This is a genomic window from Streptomyces sp. JLBJ103, from assembly GCF_058215575.1.
Genome location: NZ_CM177089.1, coordinates 1,832,281 through 1,855,217, shown reverse-complemented (window position 1 = coordinate 1,855,217; position 22,937 = coordinate 1,832,281). Strand labels below are relative to the sequence as shown.

General features: G+C 70.7%; 17 protein-coding genes. 10 read left to right on the top strand and 7 right to left on the bottom strand.

Annotated features, from left to right (window positions below; genetic code table 11):
* Window positions 1-60: 60 nt before the first annotated feature.
* The gene (locus AC4BEG_RS07950) at window positions 61-915 is read right to left on the bottom strand and encodes a PaaX family transcriptional regulator (RefSeq protein ID WP_490705201.1); all 855 of its coding nucleotides are present in this window, start codon (window positions 913-915) and stop codon (window positions 61-63) included.
* Window positions 916-919: 4 nt separating this feature from the next.
* Complete coding sequence (locus AC4BEG_RS07945; protein WP_490705200.1) at window positions 920-2,551, bottom strand: AMP-binding protein; 1,632 nt, start codon at window positions 2,549-2,551, stop codon at window positions 920-922.
* 129 nt (window positions 2,552-2,680) lie between these two features.
* Between AC4BEG_RS07945 and AC4BEG_RS07940 the strand changes: the two genes are divergently transcribed.
* From AC4BEG_RS07940 to AC4BEG_RS07925, 4 genes are read left to right on the top strand one after another with little or no spacing between them, the layout of a single operon-like run.
* Window positions 2,681-3,805 carry an acyl-CoA dehydrogenase family protein gene (locus tag AC4BEG_RS07940; RefSeq protein WP_490705199.1) on the top strand — a complete coding sequence of 375 codons (1,125 nt, stop codon included), beginning with the start codon at window positions 2,681-2,683 and terminating at the stop codon, window positions 3,803-3,805.
* Between the two features lie 5 nt (window positions 3,806-3,810).
* Window positions 3,811-4,215, top strand: coding sequence for a RidA family protein (locus AC4BEG_RS07935; RefSeq protein WP_490707021.1), 405 nt, complete (start codon window positions 3,811-3,813; stop codon window positions 4,213-4,215).
* Window positions 4,216-4,258: 43 nt separating this feature from the next.
* Window positions 4,259-4,792 carry an ArsR/SmtB family transcription factor gene (locus AC4BEG_RS07930; protein WP_490705198.1) on the top strand — a complete coding sequence of 178 codons (534 nt, stop codon included), beginning with the start codon at window positions 4,259-4,261 and terminating at the stop codon, window positions 4,790-4,792.
* 35 nt (window positions 4,793-4,827) lie between these two features.
* Complete coding sequence (locus AC4BEG_RS07925; RefSeq protein ID WP_490705197.1) at window positions 4,828-5,922, top strand: serine hydrolase domain-containing protein; 1,095 nt, start codon at window positions 4,828-4,830, stop codon at window positions 5,920-5,922.
* A gap of 106 nt (window positions 5,923-6,028) precedes the next feature.
* Here the strand turns inward: AC4BEG_RS07925 and AC4BEG_RS07920 are convergent, their stop codons facing one another.
* A complete protein-coding gene (locus AC4BEG_RS07920; protein WP_490705196.1) occupies window positions 6,029-7,558 on the bottom strand; it encodes a helix-turn-helix domain-containing protein in 1,530 nt (509 codons plus the stop codon).
* A gap of 111 nt (window positions 7,559-7,669) precedes the next feature.
* On the opposite strand from AC4BEG_RS07920, the gene AC4BEG_RS07915 reads away from it, so the two are divergent.
* Together AC4BEG_RS07915 and AC4BEG_RS07910 are read left to right on the top strand one after the other, a co-directional pair.
* Complete coding sequence (locus AC4BEG_RS07915; protein ID WP_490705195.1) at window positions 7,670-8,653, top strand: DUF1648 domain-containing protein; 984 nt, start codon at window positions 7,670-7,672, stop codon at window positions 8,651-8,653.
* Window position 8,654: 1 nt separating this feature from the next.
* On the top strand, window positions 8,655-9,014 hold the full coding sequence (locus AC4BEG_RS07910) for a GntR family transcriptional regulator (RefSeq protein WP_490705194.1): 360 nt from the start codon (window positions 8,655-8,657) through the stop codon (window positions 9,012-9,014).
* 119 nt (window positions 9,015-9,133) lie between these two features.
* On the opposite strand, the gene AC4BEG_RS07905 is transcribed toward AC4BEG_RS07910, so the two are convergent.
* Window positions 9,134-10,033 carry a LysR family transcriptional regulator gene (locus tag AC4BEG_RS07905; RefSeq protein ID WP_490705193.1) on the bottom strand — a complete coding sequence of 300 codons (900 nt, stop codon included), beginning with the start codon at window positions 10,031-10,033 and terminating at the stop codon, window positions 9,134-9,136.
* A gap of 500 nt (window positions 10,034-10,533) precedes the next feature.
* Here AC4BEG_RS07905 and acnA point away from each other — a divergent pair, with 500 nt between their 5' ends.
* Window positions 10,534-13,248: an aconitate hydratase AcnA gene (gene acnA / locus AC4BEG_RS07900; protein WP_490705192.1), complete on the top strand. Its 2,715-nt coding sequence runs from the start codon at window positions 10,534-10,536 to the stop codon at window positions 13,246-13,248.
* A gap of 136 nt (window positions 13,249-13,384) precedes the next feature.
* On the opposite strand, the gene AC4BEG_RS07895 is transcribed toward acnA, so the two are convergent.
* Window positions 13,385-14,266 (bottom strand): GNAT family N-acetyltransferase, encoded by an 882-nt coding sequence (locus AC4BEG_RS07895; protein WP_490705191.1) that lies wholly within the window; start codon window positions 14,264-14,266, stop codon window positions 13,385-13,387.
* 136 nt (window positions 14,267-14,402) lie between these two features.
* On the opposite strand from AC4BEG_RS07895, the gene AC4BEG_RS07890 reads away from it, so the two are divergent.
* Window positions 14,403-15,389 (top strand): NAD-dependent epimerase/dehydratase family protein, encoded by a 987-nt coding sequence (locus tag AC4BEG_RS07890; protein WP_490705190.1) that lies wholly within the window; start codon window positions 14,403-14,405, stop codon window positions 15,387-15,389.
* An 81-nt stretch (window positions 15,390-15,470) separates the two neighbouring features.
* Here the strand turns inward: AC4BEG_RS07890 and AC4BEG_RS07885 are convergent, their stop codons facing one another.
* Complete coding sequence (locus AC4BEG_RS07885; RefSeq protein ID WP_490705189.1) at window positions 15,471-19,325, bottom strand: GH92 family glycosyl hydrolase; 3,855 nt, start codon at window positions 19,323-19,325, stop codon at window positions 15,471-15,473.
* A 202-nt stretch (window positions 19,326-19,527) separates the two neighbouring features.
* The gene (locus AC4BEG_RS07880; RefSeq protein WP_490705188.1) at window positions 19,528-20,028 is read right to left on the bottom strand and encodes a hypothetical protein; all 501 of its coding nucleotides are present in this window, start codon (window positions 20,026-20,028) and stop codon (window positions 19,528-19,530) included.
* A gap of 364 nt (window positions 20,029-20,392) precedes the next feature.
* Here AC4BEG_RS07880 and ngcE point away from each other — a divergent pair, with 364 nt between their 5' ends.
* Window positions 20,393-21,829: an N-acetylglucosamine/diacetylchitobiose ABC transporter substrate-binding protein gene (gene ngcE / locus AC4BEG_RS07875; protein ID WP_490705187.1), complete on the top strand. Its 1,437-nt coding sequence runs from the start codon at window positions 20,393-20,395 to the stop codon at window positions 21,827-21,829.
* Window positions 21,830-21,886: 57 nt separating this feature from the next.
* Window positions 21,887-22,891: a carbohydrate ABC transporter permease gene (locus tag AC4BEG_RS07870; RefSeq protein ID WP_490705186.1), complete on the top strand. Its 1,005-nt coding sequence runs from the start codon at window positions 21,887-21,889 to the stop codon at window positions 22,889-22,891.
* Window positions 22,892-22,937 lie beyond the last annotated feature (46 nt).

Below are 22,937 nucleotides of genomic sequence, written 5' to 3'. Positions count from 1 at the left end.
CGGACGCCCCCTTTGACGACGGACCCTAGGCCGGCCGGGCCGGTTAGAGCCCGACGGACCCTAGGCCGTCCCCGCCAGCGCGGCCTCGGCGTATCCGGCGCCGGTGTCCCGCAGCAGTTCGTCCAGGCGCGCGAAGACCTCGGCGGCGCGCACCCCGGGCCAGTCCTCGGGCAGCAGCGCGGCGGGCAGACCCGGGTCGGCGTAGGGCAGCAGCCGCCAGGAGTCCAGGGCCAGCAGATGGTCGCGGTAGGCGGCCTCGGCGGCTTCGGCGTTCTCGGGTGACGGGCCGCAGCTGCTCCACCGGCGCAGCACCGGTTCGTGGTCGGTGAGGAACGCACGGTGCAGGGCGGCCAGTTCGTCCAGGTCCCACCAGCGGCGCACGGCCTCCGCGGTGGGGGTGAACCCGGCGTGGGTGCCGCGGAAGAGGTCCACGTACGGCGCGAGGCCCAGGCGTTCCAGGGTGTGCCGGGTCTCGTCGTAGAGCCGGTCCGGGGCGATCCAGACGCCCGGCGCGGCGGTGCCGAAGCCCAGCCGGGAGAGCCGGGAGCGCAGCAGATGCCGCTTGTGGCGCTCCTGTTCGGGGACGGAGAAGACGGCGAGCAGCCAGCCGCGCTCGGCGGTGTCCGCCTCGGGTCCGCCGTAGATGCGCCGGTCCCCGTCGTCCAGGAGTTGCCGGGCGTCGGCGGACAGCGAGTATCCGGCGGCCCCGGCGGCAGTACGGTCGGCGACCAGCAGTCCGCGCCGCTTGAGCCGGGAGACCGCCGAGCGCACCGACGGCGGATCGACGCCCACCGCGCCCATCAGCCGGATCAGCGCGGCGATCGGCACCGGCCCGGCGGGGCGGTCGGCGCTGCCGCGCCCATAGGCGCCGTAGTAGCTGACGATCAGGGAGCGCGGGGTGTGCTGGCCGGTCACGCGCTTACTGTAGAGCGCCTTCGCGCAGCCGGTAGCGCTGGAGCTTGCCGGTGGCGGTCCGGGGGAGGGCGTCGAGGAAGACAAAGACGCGCGGGCACTTGTAGGGGGTGAGTTCCGCGGTGGTGAACTCCTTGAGCGCGGTGACGGTTTCCTCGGTGTGCGGGACTTCCGGACGCAGCACCACATGGGCGACGACCACCATGCCCCGGGTGGCGTCCGGCCGTCCGGTGACCGCGGCTTCCACCACATCGGGGTGGCGCAGCAGGGCGTCCTCGACCTCCGGGCCCGCGATGTTGTACCCGGCAGAGATGATCATGTCGTCGGCGCGCGCGACATAGCGGAAGTAGCCGTCGGGCTCGCGGACATAGGTGTCGCCGGTGAGGTTCCAGCCGTCGCGGACGTACTCCCGCTGCCGGTCGTCCGCCAGATAGCGGCAGCCGGTCGGTCCGCGTACCGCGAGCAGCCCCGGTTCGCCGTCCGGCACCGGACGCAGCGCGCTGTCCACCACCCGCGCCTCGAAGCCGGGGACCGGAACGCCGGTGGTGCCAGGACGTATCGCGTCGTCGGCGGCGGCGATGAAGATATGCAGCAGTTCGGTGGCACCGATGCCGTTGATGATCCGCAGACCGGTGGTCCGGTGCCAGTCGTGCCAGGTGGCGGCGGGCAGATTCTCCCCGGCGGAGACACAGCGGCGCAGTGAGGAGATGTCGTACGCGCCCGGGGCGGTGTCGATCCTGCCCAGCATCGCGCGGTAGGCGGTGGGCGCGGTGAACAGCACCGAGATCCGGTGGCGCGCTATGTCGGCCAGCAGCCGTTCGGGGCCGCCCCAGTCGGCCAGCAGCGTCGACGCCCCGGCGCGCAGCGGGAAGACGACAAGACCGCCGAGGCCGAAGGTGAAGCCCAGGGGCGGGCTGCCCGCGAACACGTCGTCGGGGGTGGGCCGCAGCACTTGGGCCGAGAAGGTGTCGGCGATGGCCAGCACATCGCGGTGGAAGTGCATACAGCCCTTGGGGCGTCCGGTGGTTCCGGAGGTGAAGGCGATCAGCGCGACATCGTCGGCGGAGGTGGCCACCGCCGCGTACTCCGCGGGTGCGTGAGCGGCCAGCTGGATCAGGTCGTCGGGGTCGTCACCGCCGTAGCGGGTGGTCCGCAGCTCCGAAACCCCGGCCTGCTCCAGTTCCCCGGCGCACCGGACGTCGCACAGAGCATGCCGTATCCGGGCGATCTCGCAGATGGTCGCCAGCTCACGGGAGCGCTGGGCGGCCAGTACGGTCACCGCGACCGCGCCCGCCTTCATCACCGCCAGCCAGCAGGCCGCGAGCCACGGGGTGGTGGGGCCGCGCAGCAGCACGCGGTTGCCGGGCATCACCCCGAGGGTGGTGGTGAGGGTGTGCGCGATCCGGTCGACATGGCCGCGCAGATCGCCGTAGGTCCATACCTCGCCGTGGCCGCCGCGCAGGGCGGGCCGGTCGGGGCCGTACCGCTCCAGGGTGCGGTCCAGCAGCTCGGTGCCGCAGTTGAGGCGGTCGGGGACGCGCGGTCCGGGCAGGCCGAGCAGCAGCTCGGGCCACTGGCCGACGGGCGGGAGATGGTCACGGGCGAAGGTGTCGGTGTGTCCCGACGGTGTGAGCTCCATCGTGAAGCGCCCCCTCTGCCTGCCCGATATGTCTGTCGCATGGCTGCCTGAAGTCGCTGAGTCAGCGTAACGTGATGGTGACGACAGTCAATATCCCGCGATAAGGGTTGTGGTGAGGGAGGGTGCCCCGTGTCGTCATTCGCACTGGACCCGGAGCGGCGTCACTGGTGCGCACAGCTGCGCACACTGGCCCGCGATCGGCTGCGTCCGCTCGCGGAGGGCGGTACGCCCGGCCGTCTCAACCGTCCGCTGACCGCCGCGCTCGGCGAATTCGGCCTGCTGCGGCGGCTGTTCCCGGCCCGAGCGCCGGTCCGTGCGCTCGATCTGTGCCTGCTGCGCGAATCGCTCGCCATGGAGTGCACCGAGGCCGAGACCGCGCTAGCCCTCCAGGGGCTCGGGGCCTATCCGATCGTGCTGTCCGGAACCGAGAAGCAGCACGCGCGCTGGATGCCCGGGGTGCGGGAGGGCCATGTGGTGGCGGCCTTCGCGCTGAGCGAGCCGCAGGCCGGATCCGACGCGGCGGCGCTGACCCTGCGGGCCGAGCGGGACGGCCCCGGCGGCTGGCGGCTGACCGGCGAGAAGTGCTGGATCTCCAACGCTCCCGAGGCCGACCTCACCGTGGTGTTCGCCCGCACCACCGAGGACGCGGGTTCCTACGGGGTCACCGCCTTCCTGGTGCCCGCCGAGCGCCCGGGGCTCGGCGGTGAGCCGCTGGAGATGCTCAGCCCGCACCCCATCGGGCGGCTGGTCTTCGACGGAGTCCCGGTCACCGCGGAGGACGTACTCGGCGAACCCGACGCGGGCTTCGGCGTCGCCATGCGCACCCTCAACCTGATGCGACCGAGTGTGGGCGCGTTCGCGGTCGGTATGGCCCAGGCGGCACTGGACGCGGCGATGGCGCACGCCGAGCGGCGTACGGCCTTCGGCGGACCGTTGAAGGACCTCCAGTCCGTCGCCCACCAGCTCGCCGAGATGGCCACCCGCACCGAGGCCGCCCGACTGCTGGTCTACGCGGCGGCGAGCGCCTACGACGACGACGCACCCGATATCGCCCGCCGCGCCGCCATGGCCAAGCTGCTGGCCACCGAGACCGCGCAGTACGTCGTGGACACCGCCGTGCAGATCCACGGCGCCCGAGCCCTGCAACGCGGCCATCTGCTCGAACACCTCTACCGGGAGGTCCGCGCCCCGCGCATCTACGAGGGCGCCAGTGAGGTCCAGCGCGCCATCATCGCGAAGGAGTTGTACCGGTGACGGAACTGACAGGTGCCGTATCGCGCCTCAACCCCGCCGAGCTGTCCCCGCCCACCGGCTTCAGCCACGCCGTCACGGCGCTGGGCGGACGGCTGGTGTTCCTGGCCGGGCAGACCGCTCTGGACGGCGCGGGGAAGATCGTCGGTGACACCCTTCCCGTCCAGTTCCGGCAGGCGCTGGCCAATCTGCTCACCGCGCTGGCGGCGGCGGGCGGCGCCCCCGCCGACCTCGCCCGGCTGACCGTGTACGCCACCGATGTCGCGGACTACCGCGCCCACGCCCCCGAACTCGGCCGTATCTGGCGGGAGATGGCGGGCCGCGACTATCCGGCGATGGCGGTCATCGGCGTCGTCCGGCTCTGGGACGAGGAAGCCAAGGTGGAACTCGACGGCATCGCCGTCCTTCCCTAGGGCCCACTTGTTTCGTTATTCCGTAATAACGTAATCTCTGGTCATGGCTTCCGACTCGTTGCAGCAGCGGATCGCCGCGCTCGAGGAGCGGGTGGCGCGGCTGGAGTCCGCGCGGGACGCCGCCGGTGACACGGAGTCAGCGTCGCGGGAGGACACGTTCTGGGCGCTCGAAGGGCTGCGCCGCCGGCTCGCCGGACGCGGTCAGGTGCTGTTCACCGGTGCGCTCGACCTGCCCACCGGTGAGCACTACGAGTGGCAGCAGGGCGCGTTCGCGGACGGGCTGCTCGCCGCCGACTGGTCCGAACACGCCGCGTCCTACGCCGCGCTGGGACACCCGGTGCGGCTCACCCTGCTGTGCGCGGTGCTGCGCGGTACACGGTCGGCGACCGAACTCCAGGAGGTGGCGGGGCTGAACACGACCGGTCAGCTCTACCACCACCTGAAGCAGCTCACCGCGGCCGGCTGGCTCCAGGCCGAAGGCCGTGGCCACTACCACGTGCCCGCGGGCCGGGTGGTGCCGCTGCTGGTGCTGGTGTCGACCGTGGTGCCGCCAGGAAGCCGCCAGGAAACGGACTGACGGGGGAGTACCTCATGAATCGAAGGACCTTTCTCATGACCGCGACCGCCACGGGCGCGTCGGCCGCGGGCGCGGCGCTGCTGCCCGGCAGCGCGTCGGCGTCCGGCGGACTGTCCGCCCGGGTGCGCCGCGCGCTGGACAAGGCGCTGGCATCCGGCGCCCCGGGCGCGGTGTGCGGGGTCATCCAGGACGGACACACCTATGTGGCGGGCGCGGGCAGGCTGCGGGCCACGGGCGGACGCGCGGAAGTGCCGGACGGCAGCACGGTGTTCCAGCTCGGCTCGATCGGCAAGACACTCACCGCCACCGCGCTCGCCCGCGCCGTCCACGCGGGCAGCACCCGCCTCGACGCACCGCTGACGCTGCCCGCGCGGTTCCCCGTTCCGCGCAAGGGCGGCCGCCGGATCACCCTGGCCGATCTGGTCACCCACAGCTCCGGTCTGCCCGCGCTGCCGCCGAACCTGTTCACCGGGGCCGATCCGTACGACCCCTACGCCCACTACACCCTGGACGACCTCGCCGAGGGGCTGGCGAAGACGGAGCTCGTGACCGTACCGGGGAAGACCTACCGCTACTCCAACCTCGGCTTCGGACTGCTCGGCCAGGCACTGGCCTTCGACGGTGTGGACGCGATGCTGCGGCGCCGGGTGACCGGTCCGCTGCGCCTGCGGGACACCAGGACGACCCTGACGGCCGACATGGCGGCCCGCAAGGCCGTCGGCCACCTCGAGGGGAAGCCCGTACCGGACTGGCACGATCGGGTGCTCAGCGGCGCGGGCACCTCGATGTACAGCACCGCCGATGACATGCTGCGCTATCTCGGCGCCCAACTCCGCCCGGAGGGCTCGCCGTTCCGCGAGGCGATCGAGCTGACCCAGCGCCCGCGGTTCACCGCGGACGACCGGCTGCGGCTCGGCCTCGGCTGGCATCTCAGCCCGTTGCCCAACGGCCGCACCATGACCTGGCACAACGGCGGCACCGGCGGCTTCAGCAGCTGTGCGGCGTTCAGCCGGAAGAGCGGCACGGCGGTGGTGATGATGGTGAACACCGCCAGCGAGGAGACCGCGGACCAGGCCCGCCCGGTGGACGCCCTCACCATGAAGCTGCTGCGCGAACTCGACGCGGCCTGATCCGGCCCCCGGGGTCGCCCGCACACGGGGGCGGGCGGACGCCGCGCCCTTCCGGCCCGCTTCTCGCGTTCCGGAAGGGGTGCGGCGGCGCTCATCCGGCGGGGTGTCAGATGTCGCGGAAGGTCTCGATCTGCGCGCCGATCGAGTTCAGCCGCTCGGCCAGATCCTCGTAACCGCGGTTGATCACATAGACATTGCGCAGTACCGAGGTGCCGGGCGCCGCCATCATCGCCAGCAGCACCACCACCGCGGGCCGCAGCGCGGGCGGGCACATCATCTCGGCCGCGCGCCAGCGGGTCGGGCCCTCGACCAGGACCCGGTGCGGGTCGAGGAGTTTGACGTGGGCGCCCAGACGGTTCAGCTCGGTCAGATAGATGGCACGGTTGTCGTAGACCCAGTCGTGGATCAGCGTCGAGCCCTGCGCGGAGGCCGCGATGGCCGCGAAGAACGGCACGTTGTCGATGTTGACGCCGGGGAACGGCATGGGGTGGATCTTGTCGATGGGGGCCTGGAGCTTGGACGGCCGGACTGTCAGATCGAGCAGCCGGGTACGGCCGTTGTCCGCCGGGTACTCGGAGGAGCGCTCGTGGTCCAGGCCCATCTCCTCCAGGATGGCCAGCTCGATCTCCAGGAACTCCACCGGCACCCGGCGGATCGTCAGCTCGGACTCCGTCACCACGGCCGCGGCCAGCAGGCTCATCGCCTCCACCGGGTCCTCGGAGGGGGCGTAGTCCACGTCCCGGTCGATATCGGTGACACCGTGCACGGTGAGGGTGGTGGTGCCCACCCCTTCGACCTTGACCCCCAACTCCTCCAGGAAGAAGCACAGATCCTGGACCATGTAGTTGGAGGAGGCGTTGCGGATCACCGTGACCCCGTCGTGCCGGGCGGCGGCCAGCAGCGCGTTCTCGGTGACGGTGTCACCGCGTTCGGTCAGCACGATGGCGCGGGTGGGGAAGACCGAGCGGTCGACCTGCGCGTGGTACATCCCGTCGGTGGCGGTCACTTCGAGGCCGAAGGGGCGCAGCGCCGTCATATGGGGCTGCACGGTACGGGTGCCGAGGTCGCAGCCGCCCGCGTAGGGAATCCGGAAGCGGTCCATCCGGTGCAGCAGCGGCCCCAGGAACATGATGACGCTGCGTGTCCGGCGGGCGGCCTCGGTGTCCATGGCGCCGAGATCCAGTTCGGCGGGCGGCACGATCTCCAGATCGGCCCCGTCGTTGATCCAGCGGGCGCGGACGCCGATGCTGCCGAGTACTTCGAGGATGCGGTAGACCTCCTCGATCCGGGCGACCCTGCGCAGCGTCGTACGGCCGGAGTTGAGGAGCGAGGCGCACAACAGCGCCACACAGGCGTTCTTGCTCGTCTTGACGTCGATGGCACCGGAGAGTTGGCGGCCGCCCACCACCCGCAGATGCATCGGACCGGCGTAGCCCAGAGAGACGATCTCGCTGTCCAGGGCCTCCCCGATCCTGGCGATCATCTCAAGACTGATGTTCTGATTCCCCCGCTCAATGCGGTTGACCGCGCTCTGGCTGGTGCCGAGCGCCTCGGCGAGCTGTGACTGGGTCCAGCCTCGGTGCTGTCGGGCGTCACGGATGAGCTTGCCGATACGTGAGAGATAGTCGTCAGTCATACCTCGGAGGCTATCTCAGATATGAGATGCACAAGCGACTGGAGGGTTCGGTGAGTCGCGGTCTGTCCAGCCGAGATTTGTTCTACTAGTATGCGAACAAGGGGGTTGCCAATGATTCGTTCCGCGCGCCGCGCCATCGTTGTCGCTTCGCCGTTCCTGCTGGCCTGGGCCGGTGTGCTGGGGATCTTCGCCGCACTCGCCGACCGGCTGCCGGATCCGCTCGCCACCCACTTCGGGAGCTCCGGTCACGCCGACGGATTCACCGGTCCGGGTGCCTTCCTCTCGGTGGTAACCGCCCTCTTCCTCGTCCCCGGAGCGGTCGTCGGATGGCTCGCCTTCCGGTCGCGTACGGCGCTCGGGGCGCGGCGGGCGCTGGTCGCTGTCGGTTACGGAACGCCCGCCCAGCTCGGCTGTGTCTTCGGGCTGCTGCTCCTCGCCAACGCGGACGCCGGAGCCGAGGGCTCCGAACCGGCGGAGCTCCCGCTGTGGCAGCTGGCGGTGTCCTTCGCCGTCGGGGCGGCCGTCGGCTGGGTCGGCTGGCTGCTCGCGGGCCTGGACCCGGTGTCCCCGTCCGGGGACACCGACCCGGGGCGCGGACCCCGACTTCCGCTCGCCGAGGGGGAGTTGGCCAGCTGGACGCAGACCGTCGGATCGCCCGTGCTGATCGGCGTGGGCGGGGCCACCGCCGTGCTCGGCGGGGCGCTGGCCCTGGCCACGGGCCCGGCGGCCGGACTGCCGCTGGCCGCCATCGGTGCCGTCACCGCCCTGCTGTCCGGCTGCCGGGTGACCGTCGACCGCCGGGGCCTCACCGTCACCGCCCGGTTCGTCCCGCGCCCCCGGCTGCGGGTGCCGCTGGAGCGGATCGAGCGGGCCACCAGCCGTGAGTTCCGCGCCATGGAGCTGGGCGGCTGGGGCTACCGGTCGGCGGCGGGGCGCAGCGGTCTGGTGCTGCGCTCGGGCGAGACGCTGTGTCTGAGGTTGGCGGCCACCGGCAAGGAGTTCGTGGTGACGGTGGACGACGCGGCCACGGCCGCCGCGCTGCTCAACACCCTTGCCGAGCGCGACCGGACGGCCACTCCGGGAGAGCGGGGCTGAGATGCTGTTCCGCGTCGACCCCGGATCCCCCGTCCCGCTGGGCGACCAGATCGCCGCCTCGGTCCGCGGGGCCATCGCCGACGGCACCGTACGCCCCGGCGAGCGGCTCCCCGCGGCCCGCGCGCTCGCCGACTCCCTCGGCGTCAATGTGCACACGGTGCTCCGGGGATATCAGCGGCTCCGCGAGGAGGGATTGATCGAACTGCGCCGTGGCCGCGGGGCGGTGGTCACCGGCGACCAGTCGCCCGGCCGGGCCCGCCTGCTGGAGGGCGTCCAGGGCCTGGTGTCCGAGGCGCGGGCGCTGGGCCTGTCCGACGAGGAGGTCCTGTCACTGGTGAGGACCCGCCTCGCGGGCGGCTGAAGCCTGTGCCCGGAGCGCCCTTGTGCGGAGCGTCGGCCGTTCGTGCGTGCCGCTCCTGCGTTCCGGCGTTCCCGCGCGGCGATCGCGTACCCCATGCCGTTCCTGGCGGCGCCCGCCCGTCACGCGTACCGCTTGCCGTCCCCCGTCACCAGCGCCGCCAGTGACCGGGCCGGGCCGTCCACCGCCGCGCCGTGGAGGAGCTCGATGCGGTGGGTCAGCCGCGGCGCGATCAGGGGGACCGTGACGATGCCGGGAGCGCCCTCGGTGGCGGTGTGCGGCACCAGGGCCAGGCCGTGTCCCGCGGCGGCCAGTGCCAGCAGCCCCCGCAGCTCGGTGCCCTGGTAGGTCAGCGTGGCGCGGAAGCCGCCGGTGCGGCCCAGGGCGCGCAGCCGCAACAGCGGCATCGCGGTGTCCGGTGCGTCCAGCCAGCGGCTGTCGGCGAGGTCTGCCAGCCGCAGTCCGAGCCGCCGGGCCAGCGGATGGCCCTGCGGCAGTGTGATGACGAGCGGGCTGTCGGCGACCGGGACCGCGGTGAGCGCTCCGGCGGCGGGCGGTGGAAGCGGATCGGAGGGGGTGGCCGGGCCGTCCACCAGACCGAGGTCCAGCGCTCCGCGCGCCACCGCGGCCGGGACCTCCTGGCGGCCCAGGATCCGCACGGTGGTCCGGACGCCGGGGTGGATCTTCCGCAGCTGCTCCAGCGCCGCCGCGATCCGCGGGGTCAGGGCCAGCGGCGAGGCGCCGAGCGTCAGCCGGGTGGTCCCGGACCCGGCCAGCCGCTCGACCTCCGCGCGGGCCGCGTCCAGCCGCAGCAGCAGCGGACCGGCGTGGTCCAGCAGCCGTGCCCCCGCGGTGGTGAGCGTCACCGGCTGCCGGGTGAGCAGCGGGGCACGCAGATCCGCCTCGAGCGTCGCGATGTGCCGGGACACCGCCGACGGGGTGGACCCCAGTTCGTGGGCGGCCTCGGAGAAGGAGCCGCAGCGGGCCACGGAGACGAACGTACGGAGCAGGTGCGGATCCATGGGGAGCAGTATCGCGGCGGCCACGGGCCCCGGGGTCCGGAACTCGAAGCCGCCCGGGCCGAGTTCGCGCGGTCCGGACCGACGTCCCGTGCACCGCGAAGCGGAACGGTCCGCTCACCGCGGGAACGGGGCCGGTCCCGGTCCGGCCATTTCCGGCCGCTACCGGACGTCGCCGGACGCCGCCGGACGTGACGGACGCCGCACCGGTACCACCCCGCCCGGTCCGCCCGCCACCGCGACCTGCGGTGCGTACCCCCGGCGATCACCCGTACCGGTGAACGAGCCACCCAGTACGACACCGCCCGGCGGCAGGGCTGAGCTGACCGCGCGGGGGTGATGTACTAGAGTTATCTCGACATCGAGATATCTGCTGAAGGTGCACCGCCTTCCCCCGCGCCGGTAAGGGTTACCTAACTTAGCCCTACCTTAGCGGACGGGCGCGCGCAGGCGACGGCAGCATTGCGGTGGTACGCGCGAATTCATGCATGAAGGAGACTGTCGTGTCGGCGAACAGCTTCGACGCCCGCAGCACCCTGCAGGTGGGCGACGAGTCGTACGAGATCTTCAGGCTGGACAAGGTGGAGGGGTCCGCCCGCCTGCCGTACAGCCTGAAGGTGCTGCTGGAGAACCTGCTCCGCACCGAGGACGGCGCGAACATCACCGCCGACCACATCCGCGCGCTGGGCGGCTGGGACTCGCAGGCCCAGCCCAGCCAGGAAATCCAGTTCACGCCGGCCCGCGTGATCATGCAGGACTTCACCGGTGTGCCCTGTGTCGTCGACCTCGCCACCATGCGTGAGGCCGTCAAGGAGCTCGGCGGCGACCCGGCGAAGATCAACCCGCTGGCCCCGGCCGAGCTGGTCATCGACCACTCCGTCATCGCCGACCGCTTCGGCACTCCGGACGCCTTCGCCCAGAACGTGGAGCTGGAGTACGGGCGCAACAAGGAGCGCTACCAGTTCCTGCGCTGGGGCCAGACCGCCTTCGACGAGTTCAAGGTCGTCCCGCCCGGCACCGGCATCGTCCACCAGGTGAACATTGAGCACCTGGCGCGCACCGTCATGGTCCGCAACGGACAGGCGTACCCGGACACCCTCGTCGGCACCGACTCCCACACCACCATGGTCAACGGCCTCGGTGTGCTGGGCTGGGGCGTCGGCGGTATCGAGGCCGAGGCCGCCATGCTGGGCCAGCCGGTGTCGATGCTGATCCCGCGGGTCGTGGGCTTCAAGCTGACCGGTGAGCTGCCCACCGGCACCACCGCCACCGACCTGGTGCTCACCATCACCGAGATGCTGCGCAAGCACGGTGTGGTCGGCAAGTTCGTCGAGTTCTACGGCGAGGGTGTCACCGCCATCCCGCTCGCCAACCGCGCCACCATCGGCAACATGTCGCCGGAGTTCGGCTCCACCGCGGCGATCTTCCCGATCGACGGCGAGACCATCAACTACCTCAAGCTCACCGGCCGCAGCGCCCAGCAGCTCGCGCTCGTCGAGGCGTACGCCAAGGAGCAGGGCCTGTGGCTGGACCCGGCCGCCGAGCCGGACTTCTCCGAGAAGCTGGAGCTGGACCTGTCGACGGTCGTTCCGTCGATCGCCGGTCCCAAGCGTCCGCAGGACCGCATCATCCTGGCCCAGGCCGCCGAGAAGTTCGCCCAGGACGTCCGGAACTACGTCTCGGACGACGAGGAGACGGGCAAGGAGTCCTTCCCGGCCTCCGACGCCCCGGCCGTTGACCACAACGGCATGCCGACCAAGCCGACCCCGGTGATCGCCCCCGACGGCAGCCAGTACGAGATCGACCACGGCGCCGTCACCGTCGCCGCGATCACCTCCTGCACCAACACCTCCAACCCGTACGTCATGGTCGCCGCCGCGCTGGTGGCCAAGAAGGCGGTCGAGAAGGGCCTGACCCGCAAGCCGTGGGTCAAGACCACCCTGGCCCCCGGGTCCAAGGTCGTCATGGACTACTACGACCGCGCCGGGCTTACCCCGTACCTCGACAAGCTGGGCTTCAACCTCGTCGGCTACGGCTGCACCACCTGCATCGGCAACTCCGGCCCGCTGCCGGAGGAGGTCTCCAAGGCCGTCAACGACGCCGACCTCGCCGTCACCTCGGTGCTCTCCGGCAACCGCAACTTCGAGGGCCGGATCAACCCGGACGTCAAGATGAACTATCTGGCGTCCCCGCCGCTGGTCGTCGCGTACGCCATCGCGGGCTCCATGAAGGTGGACATCACCAAGGACGCCATCGGTATCGACAAGGACGGCAAGCCGGTCCACCTCGCCGACATCTGGCCCTCCGAGCGGGAGGTCGAGGAGGTCGTCGCCTCCGCCATCGGCCAGGAGATGTTCAGCACCAGCTACTCCGACGTCTTCGCCGGTGACGCCCAGTGGCAGGCGCTGCCCGTGCCGACCGGCAACACCTTCGAGTGGGACCCGGAGTCCACCTACGTCCGCAAGCCCCCGTACTTCGAGGGCCTGACCATGGACCCGGCCCCGGTCGAGGACGTACGCGGCGCCCGGGTGCTGGCCAAGCTGGGCGACTCGGTCACCACCGACCACATCTCCCCGGCCGGTGCGATCAAGGCCGACACCCCCGCCGGCACGTACCTCACCGAGCACGGTGTCGAGCGGCGTGACTTCAACTCCTACGGTTCCCGCCGGGGCAACCACGAGGTCATGATCCGCGGCACCTTCGCCAACATCCGGCTGCGCAACCAGATCGCGCCCGGCACCGAGGGTGGCTACACCCGCGACTTCACCCAGGACGGGGCGCCGGTCTCCTTCATCTACGACGCCTCGCAGAACTACCAGGCCGCCGGCATCCCGCTGGTCATCCTGGCGGGCAAGGAGTACGGCTCCGGCTCCTCCCGCGACTGGGCGGCCAAGGGCACCGCGCTGCTCGGCGTCAAGGCCGTCATCGCGGAGTCCTACGAGCGCATCCACCGCTCGAACCTCATCGGCATGGGCGTCCTGCCGCTCCAGTACCCGGAGGGCGGTTCGGCGCTGTCGCTGGGCCTGACCGGCGAGGAGACCTTCGAGATCACCGGTATCACCGCGCTCAACGACGGTGGCATCCCGGAGACGGTCAAGGTCAAGGCGGGCGAGGTGGAATTCGACGCCAAGGTGCGCATCGACACCCCCGGCGAGGCGGACTACTATCGCAACGGCGGCATCATGCAGTACGTGCTGCGCTCGCTGATCCGCAAGTAAGCACGCGGCTTCACGCCAGCCATACGGCTTCCGGCGGCAGCCAGGACGGGCCGCACCCCCGCGCGGGGGTGCGGCCCGTCCGCGTACCGGGCGTCCGTGATCCCCGTGATCCCCGTGATCCCCGGGATCCTAGGATTCAGAGGAACGTCCCCGAGGGGATGTACGGCGCCGGCGGCGGCATACCGCGCAGACACACATAGCCGCCGGTGGACAGCTCAAGACCGGCCTCGAGACCCACGTCCACCGCCCACTGCTGCTCGGCCGTCAGCCCCGCGACCCGGGCGTCGGCGCCCTCCGGCAGACACAGCAGCGCCGCCGTCAGCAGCCGCTTCGCCAGCCGCCGCGAGGTCGCGGCCAGCAGCTCGACCTTGCCGTCCGCGCCGACGTAGCAGTAGCCGCTGCCCGCCAGGTCGTCCACCACCAGCAATCGCCGCTGGGCCAGCAGCAGTTCGTGGTCGACGCCATGGGCGCCGCCCCGGGTACGGCGGTCCACCGAGTCCAGCAGATCCCGGTGGCGGGCCACCCCCTCGTGCACCGCGCCGTCCGGCGGGGACAGCCGCTCCTTGGTCTCCGGTCCGACGGTGCCGCGCAGCCGCATCGCCGGATGCAGGGTGAACCCCGCCCGCCGGTAGCTCGCCACCGCGCGCGGATCCTCGGATCCGCAGATGATGCCGCGCAGACACCCCCGTCCGTACAGCAGCGTCGCGGCGAGCAACTCCCGGCCGACGCCCTGTCGCTGGGCCCGTGGCAGCACCGCGAACATCGAGAGCGCCCAGGTGCCCTCGCGGCGCGTGGACAGCGCCGCGCCGAGCGGGATTCCGTCATCGTCCACGGCGAGCCAGCAGCCGCCCGGATCGGAGCGGGCGAGATGCCGGTTCCGGTCGTGCCTCTCGGCGATGTACTCCGGTGGCCGGCCGTCCAGGCCCGCGAGGGCGGCGGAGTCCCCGAACGCGGCCGAGACCACCTCCCATACCGCCGCGGCGTCCTCGTCGGTGTCGTGCAACTGGCGGAGGATCATGTCTCCATCCTGCCCAATCGACGGGCGCGAGGGGCGTGATGACCGGGCGCACCGAGGCACCGTGTCCGCGCACAGCGAATCTGCCGACAGCAGGGAACGCCGGGCCGGACCACCCTGGGCGGGCAGAGTCGCCATCATGAGACTTCTGATGCTGGGCGGTACGGAGTTCGTGGGACGCGCGGTGACCGAGGAGGCGCGGGCCCGCGGCTGGGAGATCACGGTGTTCCACCGCGGCCGGCATGACCCGCCACCGGGGGTCACCGCGCTGCACGGCGACCGGACCGCGCCCGACGGACTGGCCGCGCTGGCGCGGGGCGCTTGGGACATCGTGGTGGACACCTGGTCGGGCGCGCCGTCGGCGGTGCGGGACGCCGCGCGGCTGCTCGCCGGGCGCGCCGGACACTACGTCTACGTCTCCACCCGCTCGGTGTACGCCGATCCGGCCCCGGCCGGACTGGACGAGAACGGCCCGCTGGTGGACGCGTGCCCCGACGCGGACGACGGCGACTACGCGACCATCAAGCGGGGCGGGGAGCTGGCCGCGTGCGCGGCCTTCGGCGACCGTGCCCTGCTGGCCCGCGCGGGGCTGATCATCGGCCCGTACGAGAACATCGGGCGGCTGCCGTGGTGGCTGAACCGGATCGCCCGCGGCGGCCCGGTGCTCGCCCCCGGACCGCGCGACCTGCCACTCCAGTACATCGATGTGCGCGACCTCGCCCAGTGGGTGCTGGACGCCGCCGGCCGTGGACTCGGCGGTGCGTACAACCTCGTCTGCGCGCGAGGGCACACCACGATGGGGGAGCTGCTGGAGACCTGTGTCCGGGTCACCGGGTCGGACGCCGAACTGCGCTGGACCGATCCGGAGACGGTGCTGGCCGCCAGGATCGAGCCGTGGAGCGAACTGCCGATCTGGCTGCCGCCGGGGGAGCCGCACGACATGATGCACAGCGGCGATGTGTCCAAGGCGCTCGCCGCCGGGCTGCGCTGCCGCCCAATCGCCGACACCGTGGCGGACACCTGGAGTTGGCTGAGCGCGCTGGGCGGGGTGGCTCCGCACCGGCCGGACCGCCCGTCGGTGGGCCTGGACGCGGAGCGGGAGGCGGAGGTGCTGCGACGGGTGTGAGACCGCCGGGCACCGCGGGACAGCACGGCCGTCCGGCGCCGGGAGCGGCGCCGGACGACCGTGCCACGGCGATCAGGGACCTCAGCCGAGCAGCTCGACCTCGGCGAGGGTGGCCCTGCCGTCCGCCACCAGGCGGTAGTGGTCGTAACGACCGGGCGCGCGGACCGAGAACACCCGGGTCTGCCGGTCCCATGCGAAGGACTGGCCGGAGCGCCGGTCCAGCTCCTGCCAGTGCGCACCGTCGGCCGTCCCCTGGAGCACCCAGCCGGACGGCGCCTTGCGGCGGTCCGACGAGGTCAGGGTGTACTGCACCGCACGTCCCGGGTCCTTCACCGGCAGCCCCACCGAGGTGAACGGGGCGTCGGTGCCGGAGGTGTTGTCCAGCAGGGCGGTGCCGCGGCCGGGCACCGTCAGATCACGGCGCGGGGTGGGCACCTCGTCGTCCTGGGTGATGGAGGAGGGCGCCGCGTTCTTCCCCGTGCCCCAGCGCGAGGGCTTCGGGCCCATGGTGAACTCCAGCGTGCCGCCCCGGGCGAGGATCCTGTGCGGCAGCGCGGTGGAGTGCCAGGGCTTGCCGTTCACCCTCAGGCCCTGGACGTACACGTTCTCCGCGCTGTTGCGGGGAGCGGTGACCACCAGGTCGCGGCCGTGTCCCAGATGGACGGTGGCCTTGGTGAACAGCGGGGAGCCGACCGCGTACTCCGAGCCGCCCATCACCAGCGGGTAGAAGCCCAGCGCGCTGAAGACGTACCAGGCCGACTGCTCGCCGTTGTCCTCGTCACCGTGGTAGCCCTGGCCGATCTCGCTGCCGGTGTAGAGCCGGGAGAGCACCTCGCGCACCGTACGCTGGGTCTTCCAGGGCTGTCCTGCCGCGTCGTACATATAGGCGGCGTGGTGGGCGACCTGGTTGCTGTGCCCGTACATACCCATGCGGACGTCCCGCGCCTCGGTCATCTCGTGGATGACGCCCCCGTAGGACCCGGCGAACTCGGGGGAAGCGGTCTCCGGGGTGGCGAAGTAGGTGTCCAGCTTCTTCGCGAGCCCGGCGCGGCCGCCGTAGAGGTTGGCCAGGCCCCGGCTGTCCTGGGGTGCGGTGAAGGCGTATCCCCAGCCGTTGGTCTCGGTGTAGTCGTAGCCCCACACCCGCGGGTCGTACGTCGCGGACGGCAGCCGCCACTTTCCGTCGGCGTCCCGGCCCTGGAAGAACCCGGCCCCGGGGTCGAAGAGATGGACGTAGTTCCGGGCCCGGTTCAGGAAGTACTCCGATTCCTCCTTGTAGCGCGCCTTCTTGGTCTTGGCGTAGAGCGCCTTGCCCATCTTCGCGATCCCGAAGTCGTTGAGACAGCCCTCCAGCGCCCAGGACAGCCCCTCGTGGGTCTCGGTGCTGGTGTAGCCGAGGAAGACCGAGGTGGCCATCCCCTTGCGGCCGACGCCCGGCGAGGCCGGGACGGTGGTCGCGTTCTTCAGCGCGGCCTCGTACGCGGCCTCGGCGTCGAGGCCGACACCCTTGAGGTAGGCGTCCGCGAAGGCCACGTCCGAGCTGGTGCCGGTCATCAGATCGGCGTAGCCGGGGGAGGACCAGCGGGAAATCCAGCCGCCGTCCTTGTACTGCTGGACGAAACCGTCGGCCAGCTCCGCCGCCCGGCCGGGGGTGAGCAGGGAGTAGGCGGGCCAGGTGGTGCGATAGGTGTCCCAGAAGCCGTTGTTGACGTAGACCTTGCCGTCGACGATCTTCGCGCCGGTGCGGGTCGGGGTGTTCTCGCCGGTGGGCTCGGAGAAGGGGCTCGCGTACTGGTACCGCGGTTTTCGGGCGGTCCCGGTGTTCTCGGAGCCGGAGTTGGGATACAGATACAGCCGGTAGAGGCTGGAGTAGAGCGTGGTGAGCCGGTCGGGGTCGGCCCCCTCGACCTCGATCACCCCCAGCACCCGGTCCCAGGCCCGCCGCGCGTCCCGCTCGACCTTCGCGAACGAGGCCGACGCCGGGATCTCCCGCTCGAGGTTGGCCCTGGCCTGGTCGACGCCGATGAGCGAGGTGGCCAGCCGCAGGGTGACGGTACGGTCCTTCCCGGGCGCGAAGCGGAAGTAGCCGGTGACGTCCTTGCCGCCGCCGCCCGGCAGTTTGCCGCTCGCGGTCACGGGCGCGTCGAAGACGCCGTAGACGAACATCCGGGTGGCACCGGTGGACAGTCCGCTCTTCACGTCGGAGTAGCCGGTGACCACACCGTGCTCGGCGTCGAGCGTCAGCCCGCCGTCGCCCGTGACGTTGTCGAAGAGGACGCTCGCCCGCTCGCCGGGGTAGGTGAAGCGCATCATCGCCGCGTGGTCGGTGGGCGCGATCCTGGTCTTCAGCCCGTTCTCGAAGGTCACCCCGTAGGCATACGGCCGGGCGGTCTCGCGGTCATGGCGGAACGGCAGGGCGCGGGCGGTCCGTGAGGCGTCCGGCACCCCGGAGGCTATGGACGGCATCAGCTGGAAGGTCTGCCGGTCGCCCATCCAGGGGCTGGGCTCATGGGAGGCGCCGAACGCCTGGATGGTGGGGAGGTTGTCGGCGTTGTTGGCGCGGGCGTACTGGTACAGCCAGTCCGTGGAGCCCGCGTTGGTCATCGGTGTCCAGAAGTTGAAGCCGCCGGGCACCGCGGTGGCGGGGAAGGTGTTGCCGCGGGAGTAGGAGCCGCTGGAGTTGGTGCCGCGGGTGGTCACGGCGTAGTCCGAGAGATGGGCCCGAGGCTTCGAGGGCTTCCCGGGGGCCAGCGAGATGTCGTCCACCCAGCCCTGGAACCGCGCCGGGCCCTTGGGGGAGTCGTACGCCACCAGGATCCGGTCGACCGTCCGGCCCGCGGCGACCGCGCCGATCCTCGACTCCTTGTGGTTCCACTGGTTGACGTAGAGCGTCTTGGAAGCAGCCTGGCCCTGGGGGCTCAGCCGGGCGCCGTGCTGGTCCACCGCACCGGCCAGCTCGCTGAGATAGCTGCCGTCGGTGAAGGCGAGATCGACCGAGACATGGGTGGCCGGATAGTTCAGGTCGGTCTCCGGCATCGAGGGGAAGATCCGGTAGGACAGCACGGTGTTCCGGGTGACGACGGTGTCCACGTCGAAGAGCTTGTTGTACGAGTACGCCCGGCCGCCCGGCTTGTGGGTGCCCGCGTAGCGCAGGGCGTGGGTGCCGGTGAAGCCCGCGCGGGCCTTGGCGGTGGCGGACCCGGCCGGGCCGCGGTCCACCTGGCTGCGCATGTCGGAGGGGGCGGGCGGGGCGGTGCTGCCGTCCGCCAACTGCACCTCGGCGAGCTGGACGAGGTCGTCCCCGGCGGTACCGCTGATCTCCAGCCGGAAGTGCCGGTAGGCGGTGGCGTTGTCGAAGCCGAACTCGCGGGTCTGCTGGCGCGAGCCGAACGTTTCGTCCTTCCGGCTGTCCAGCGTGGTCCAGTCGGAGCCGTCGGCGGAGCCCTTGAGGGTCCAGTCCTCGGGGTCCCGGCCGGGGGCGTCATTGGCGGAGGTGAGGGCGTAGCGGACGGCCTTGACGGGTTCGCTCAGCTCGAACTCCAGCCAGGCGGTCTTCTCGAACACCAGCCACTTGCTGGTGAGCTCGCCGTCGACCAGGTTCTCCTTGGCCTCCCCGGCGGAGGCGTTCTCACCGCTGGCCCGGACCTCGGTCACCTTGTCGGTGACATTGCCGGGGATGCCGGAGGCGTATCCGCCGTCGACCCCGGACGCCTTCTTCTTCCCGTCGGGGCCGGTCTCGACCGTATTGCGCCAGTCCGGCCGGGGGTCGTCCGGCTCGAAAGACGAGGCGAACCTCCGGTCGGTGTGGTCCGGGGTGTCCGGGCCGTGCGGGGCGGCGGCCACGGTCCCCCGCGCCGTCACCGCCAGCAGAACGGCCGTCAGCAGGGCGGCCGTTCGTCCGGCTCTCCGTCGTCGCGGTGGTCGTCCCTGTCGCATGCGCCGCCTCCCCAAGCGTCTGACAACGTTGTCAAGTTGCATCGCGCAGAGACAAGTAGGACGGCCGGGGGAGGGAGGTGTCAAGAACGCGGCGGGGACGGCCTCCGGTGGGGAGCGGAGCGGCCGCGGGGCCCACGCACCGCGGGCCGTACGCCCGTTGGGGGGTACGGCCCGCGGCCATCAGGGTGATTGTGGAGCGCGGTCAGCTTGCCGAGTCGGACTTGGTGCCGAGCGAGAGCCGGCACTTCTTCGCCTTCTTGGAGCTGTCCGCCTGGAGGCCGATGACCTTGATGGTCTTCTCGGCGTTGCCCGCCACCGGGGCGTCGGACTCGGTGCCCGTGGTCACCACATCACCGGCGCTGTCGACGAAGCCGACCAGCAGGCTGTAGTAGGCGGTGGTGGAGCTGGAGTTGCTGATTTTGATGTTGGCGTAGGGCTTGCCGTCCGAGCCCCAGCCGCAGGTGCCCATCTTGGCGTCCGAGGTGACCAGCCCGGATCCACCGGTGGGACTGTCCGTGGGGTCGTCGTACGGGTCGTCGGTGGGGTCCTCGGTCGGCTCTTCGGTGGGCTCGACGGGGAGCTGGGCCATGCCCTTGCCTATCGCCGCGCCGCCCTTGGCGTCCCCGGCCGACGAGCCGCCACCGTCGGAGCCGCACCCCGCGGTCAAAGCGAGTGTCGCGGCCACGACAACGCTGGTGGTCAAGGGGAGCTGCTTCCGGGGCACAGGGACCGCCTCTCGAGTGATCATGCGCACGGCGGCACGCCGTACGGGCTGTGGCCCCCTACGGTATGTCGGGCAGGTCTCAACTCGGGAAAGACTGTTACCCAATGAAGATTCAATCTTGCCCAGTTGATACCAAGTGGACTATACCTGTCGCCCCAGGGGGAGGGCCGTACTGCCGCCCACTTCGCGCGGGCCCCGGCGGGCCTCCGCAGTCCCCGGCGCACACCCAGCAATACTCCGCTTCACGCTTCAACTCACCCGCGGTGTCGGGCCCCTCGCCGGAGGCGAGATGTACGGGAGACCGTTACACCGCCTGAGTCCTGACGAAGGCGAGGACTTGAGCATGGGATCCACACCAGATGTCGGCCGTCGTGATCTGATCAAGCGGTCAGCGGCGCTCGGGCTGATCGCCGTGCCGTCCGTCAGCGTGCTGACTGCCTGCGCGAGCGGCGGTGACGACGATTCCAACAAGGTCGACAAGGGCAAGAAGACGGCGAAGAACCCGCTTGCCGTCAATGAGAGCGCCGGGCTCGACGTCGTCATCTTCGACGGCGGTTTCGGGCAGCAGTACGCCAAGGACGCCGAGAAGGAATACAGCAAGGCGTTTCCGAAGACCGCGGGCAAGGTCAAGCACTCCGCCACCCAGAAGATTCAGACGACCCTCCAGCCGCGGTTCAACGGCGGTACCCCGCCGGACCTCATCGACAACTCCGGCGCCGAGCAGATGGACTTCGGCACCCTGGTCGGCAAGAAGCAGCTGACGGATCTCACCCCGCTGCTGGACGCGCCCTCCGTCGACGACCCCAAGAAGAAGGTCCGCGACACCCTGCGCCCCGGTGTCGTGGAGATGGGGCAGTTCGACGGCAAGCAGGTCTGGATCCTCTACTACGCCTACACCGTCTACGGCGTCTGGTACTCCAAGAGCAATCTGGAAAAGCTCGGCGTGGAATACCCCGAGACCTGGGACGACATGCTCGCGGTCTGCGCCAAGGCCAAGAAGAAGGGCATCGCCGGCTGGACCTACCCGGGCAAGTACCCCTACTACCTGCCCTTCAGCCTGTACCCCTTCATCGGCAAGATCGGTGGCGCCGGCGTCCTGGACGCCATCGACAACCTGGAGCCGAACGCCTGGAAGCACCCGGCCGTCAAGGCCGCCTTCGAGGCGTACTACGAGCTCTACCGGAAGGGTTACATCCTCAAGGGCACCCCGGGCCTGACCCACATCGAGTCCCAGACCGCGTGGAACCAGGGCAAGGCGCTGTTCATCCCGAACGGCTCCTGGGTGGAGAACGAGGCGAAGAAGACCACGCCGAAGAACTTCCAGATGGCCGTGGGCGCGCCCTCCAGCCTGGACAGCGGCGACAAGATGCCGTTCGGCACCCTGTGGGCCTCCGGCGGTGAGCCCTTCATCGTGCCCAAGTCGGCGAAGAACCCCGAAGGCGGTATGGAACTGCTGCGCATCATGCTGGGCGAGAAGTCCAGCAAGAACTTCGTCCAGCAGGTCTCCTCGCTCACCTCGCTCAACGGCGGCACCGAAGGGCTTTCCCTGCCGCCGGGTCTGGCGTCCGCGCAGGAGGCCCTGAAGAAGGCCGGGAAGAACGTCGTCAACCCGCGGCTCCAGGACTGGTACGTGGCGCTCCAGAAGCAGCAGATCGGCGTCGGCGTGCTGGGCGAGATGATGGCGGGCCGGATGACCCCGGCAGAGGCGATCAAGAAGATTCAGAAGTTCGCCGACGCGACGCTCAAGGACGACGCGGTCAAGAAGTACAAGCACGTCTGATGGGATTCGATGCGTCACCAGCGGTAGTGGCCGCGGGGGAAGACCGAGGTCGGTGAGATGCAGAAGGTCAGGACTCAGACCGGTGCGCCGGGCGTGCGGAAGGAAACGCCCGGACGCGCCAGGGGCACCCATCCGAAGGTGGCCCAGTGGTTCCGGAAGTACGGCTTTGTCACCGGTTTTCTGGTGCTGCCGGTCTCGTTGTACGCGGTCTTCGTGATCTCGCCGTTCATCCAGGCCATCCTGTACTCGTTCACGGACTGGACCGGTCTGAGTTCCGACTTCAAGATGGTCGGGTTCGACAACTACGACTGGCTGCTCCATGACGACCTCTTCTGGACAGCGGTCGGACACAATGTCCTGCTGCTCCTGGTCGTACCGCTGGTGACACTCGGCCTCGGCCTCTTCTTCGCCTTCATGCTCAACGTCGGCGGCCGGAGCCGGAAGAACGCGGCCGTGTCCGGGGTGCGCGGATCGAAGTTCTACAAGGTCGTCTACTTCTTTCCGCAGGTGCTGTCGATCGCGATCGTCGCCCTGCTGTTCCAGTTCACCTACAACCCGCGCAACGGGGCACTCAATGCCTTTCTGGGCGGAATCGGCCTGGACTCGCTCGAGCAGGAGTGGCTGGCCGATCCCCAGCTGGCCCTGTGGTGCCTGATGGTCGTGATGGTCTGGTGCAACGTCGGCTTCTACGTCGTCCTGTTCTCCGCCGGGATGAGCTCCATCCCCAAGGACTTCTACGAGGCGGCGCTGCTGGACGGCGCGAACCGGATCACGACCTTCTTCAGGATCACCCTGCCGCTGCTGTGGGACACGGTCCAGACCGGCTGGATCTACATGGGCATCCTCGCCCTCGACGCCTTCGCCGTGGTCCAGATCATGACCGTGGGACCGGGCGGACCCGCCGACTCCACCCAGGTGCTGGGCTACTACGTCTACACCAAGACCTTCCGCGACGGGCAGGCGGGCCGTGCCACCTCGATCGGGGTGGCGATGCTGATCGTCACCATGATCTTCGCGGTCGTCGTGTCCAAGCTGGGCCGGCGCGAACGGCTGGAGTACTGATGCCCGGGCCATCCATCGCAGACCACGACCGCCGCCCGACCGCCGA